General features: G+C 39.4%; 3 protein-coding genes and 1 pseudogene. 3 read left to right on the top strand and 1 reads right to left on the bottom strand.

Going from position 1 to position 2,925, the window contains the following annotated elements; all coding sequences use genetic code 11:
- Window positions 1-1,091 (bottom strand): annotated as a pseudogene (locus BLR79_RS08580) (pyridoxal-phosphate-dependent aminotransferase family protein); the annotation flags it as partial.
- Window positions 1,092-1,400: 309 nt separating this feature from the next.
- On the opposite strand from BLR79_RS08580, the gene BLR79_RS09250 reads away from it, so the two are divergent.
- From BLR79_RS09250 to BLR79_RS08970, 3 genes are all read left to right on the top strand, one after another.
- Entirely contained in the window at window positions 1,401-1,793 is a 393-nt protein-coding gene (locus BLR79_RS09250) for an IS110 family transposase (protein WP_234970879.1), read from the top strand.
- 59 nt (window positions 1,794-1,852) lie between these two features.
- Window positions 1,853-2,440: an IS110 family transposase gene (locus tag BLR79_RS09255; RefSeq protein WP_234970880.1), complete on the top strand. Its 588-nt coding sequence runs from the start codon at window positions 1,853-1,855 to the stop codon at window positions 2,438-2,440.
- Window positions 2,441-2,791: 351 nt separating this feature from the next.
- Window positions 2,792-2,925 (top strand): transposase (locus tag BLR79_RS08970; RefSeq protein ID WP_010717292.1); only part of this gene is annotated, 134 nt, incomplete at its 3' end.

A 2,925-nucleotide genomic window follows, 5' to 3' on the forward strand; every position in this document is an offset into this window, starting at 1 on the left:
CTTGAATAACCCATGTTACCAATGCGTAAGACTTTTCCAACTAAAGGTCCAAAACTTCCTGCGATTTCAACCCCAAATTGATCTAGCATAAATTTTTTCACTTCATTCGCATCGACACCTTTAGGTATCAAAACAGCATTCACTGTTGGCAACTTAGTCTCTAAATTCCCGTACAACTTTAGACCCATCGCAGTAAGGCCTGCTATAAGAGCCTTCTCATTTAACTTGTGACGATAATAGACATTATCCATACCTTCTTCCAACAGCATACGTAAACCAGCGTGAGCTGCATAGATTAAATTGGTCGCTTCAGTATGGTGATTAATAGGTGTATCAGACCAATATACTTTTAATTGAGATAAATCTAAATAATTACTTAGAATAAATCTTTCATTTCTAGCTTCAGCACCTAAACCTAGCTCTTTTTGAAAGCGCGATTCAATAATTTGGTCGGCGCGATCGCTCCATGCTACAAAGGCTAACCCTGCTGGAACACTTACACACTTTTGTGTACCTGCAACCGCTAAGTCAACTCCCCACTCTTCCACTTTTGTTGGCATTCCACCAAAAGTTGCGACCATATCAACCATAAATAACACATCATTTTCCTGACAGTATTTGCCGATTTGATCCAACTCTTGAACCTGGCCACTCGCCGTTTCACCATGTACCATCGCAACTAATTTAGGTTGAGTTTCTTTAATTTTATCTATAATACTTTCTTGAAGAAAAGGCCCATCCCACTCTTTTTCATAAAGTATAACTTCTGCTCCCGCACGCTCTGCAATTTCTGCTAGTAGATAAGCGAATCGACCATACGCCGGAATGAGAACTTTATCGCCTTTTTCGATTAAAGCAAGTAAACCTGCCTCTAAACCTGAGCGTGAAGAACCATCCACAGCTAACGTATGACCGTTTGGTGCTTAGAAGTGCTCTTTCAACATTTCTTTAATTTCATCCATTAAGCGTGTAAACTCTGGGTCAAATTGCCCTAAGATACCTGCAGACATTGCACGCAACACTACTGGATGGGCTTCTACAGGGCCTGGCGTCATAATTGTACGTGTAGGTATATTAATTTCTTTAAACATTGTATACCTCCTCGTATAATAAGATTAGTCTTAATTGGCTAATCTTATTTACACTATTTTTTTATATTAGTCACTCAAGGCTGACTTAAACCTATAACTCTTATGAGTTATAATTGTTTCGTACAGATAGAGATCGTAGTCAACCTCCTTGAAGCCTAATCTTCCACATATAGACTGACGCCTCTTCTCTACGGACAGTATATGTATGAGCTGGATAGAACATTGTTTCTGAATCTCACACGAGGCTATATCGTCCCTAGAGCGAAGAGGATAACCCTATCTAAATTTTGTATAGAAAGGTTGATTCTTATGTTTTTTGTAGGTATTGATATTGGTAAACGAAACCATGAAGCTGCGATTATTGATGAGCAAGGACAGCCTATAGGGAAACCTATTCGGTTTAGTAACACGAAAGCCGGCAGTGAAAAACTACTACAATTCATCAACGACCATGACTTATTACCAGATAATTCATTGATCGGTCTGGAAGCCACGGGTCATTATTGGCTTTCGGTGTTCTCATTTTTAACTGCTTTAGAGTTTAAAGTGATTCCTTTTAACCCCATTCAATCCGACTCCTTACGCAACTTTTATATCCGCAAAACGAAAACAGATACCATTGATGCCGTGTTAATCGCCCAAGTGGTTCGAATGGACTTGCCTGATCAAACGTACTTGCCTTCTGAAGACATCGTGCGTTAAAGCAGCTTTCCCGTTTTCGTTACAGTCTTGTCAATCAGACTTCTGACCTCAAAAGAAAAGTGATTGCTTCTTTAGATCAAGTGTTTCCTGAGTATGAGACACTCTTTTCAGATATGTTTGGAAAGTCGTCGACTCAACTCTTACTCCAATCGCCTCTACCTGAAGATTTACTTGAGATAGATGCTCAGAAGTTGATTGATCTTCTCAATGAAGCCAGCAATGGTCGTTTAACCATCGAAAAATCAACAGAAAAAGTCCATCAACTCAGAGAATTGGCTCAAGATTCCTTTGGAATTCGAGTAGCAACCGATGTCTATAAACTTCAGATTCAATTATTACTTCAGCAGATTCTTCTTTTAGAAGAACAATTAGAAACGATTGAAGATGAAATGGCTGAATTAGTTGCCGCTCAAGACCAATATCTCACCACCATTACAGGCATTGGCCCCGTCACAGCCGCGGTGATCCTCTCTGAAATCAGAGACATTCATCGCTTTGAACGTCCCAACCAACTACTCGCCTTTGCGGGCTTAGACGCTTCTGTTCATCAATCTGGTGATTTTACAGGCACCAGGAACAAACTCTCTAAGCGCGGATCTCCTTATCTTCGGAGAGCCATTTGGCAAGCGGGCCTTTATCGCATCTAATCGTGATCCAGCGTTGTCTCTTTATTACCAGAACTTACGAAAGCGTGGAAAGCATCATGGAACAGCTGTGGGAGCTGTGTGTCGGAAACTGGTCAATATTATCTTTGCGGTTTGGACAAAAGAAAAACCTTATGAAGTGCATATAAATCCTGACTTAAAAGCTGATTGAGATTTTTTTGAATAGTCTTTTCAGGGTTTATTTGTGTTGCCTTTCTTTAAAAGCAATAACATAAATTTCTTCAAAATCACAGATAAAGTCCATATAATTGTGTAAAAGTTAAAAGGCCATGTAACAGCCCTTTTACGGTACAATGTTTTTAACCACTAAAAACATACCCAGGAGGACGTTACATGACCCAAGTACATTTTACACTGAACAACGAAGAGGTTCAAAGTATTATTGAACATTCCGTTAAAGATGATGTGTCTAAAAATATTTTGACCACTGTTTTCAACCAATTGATGGAAAATCAACGAACAGAATA

It is taken from the genome of Dolosicoccus paucivorans, from assembly GCF_900100125.1.
Taxonomy (GTDB): Bacteria; Bacillota; Bacilli; order Lactobacillales; family Aerococcaceae; genus Dolosicoccus; species Dolosicoccus paucivorans.

Excerpts from the sequence above, each read along its gene's own strand:
- BLR79_RS09250 (WP_234970879.1), top strand. The coding sequence starts at position 1,401 with ATGTTTTTTGTAGGTATTGATATTGGTAAACGAAACCATGAAGCTGCG.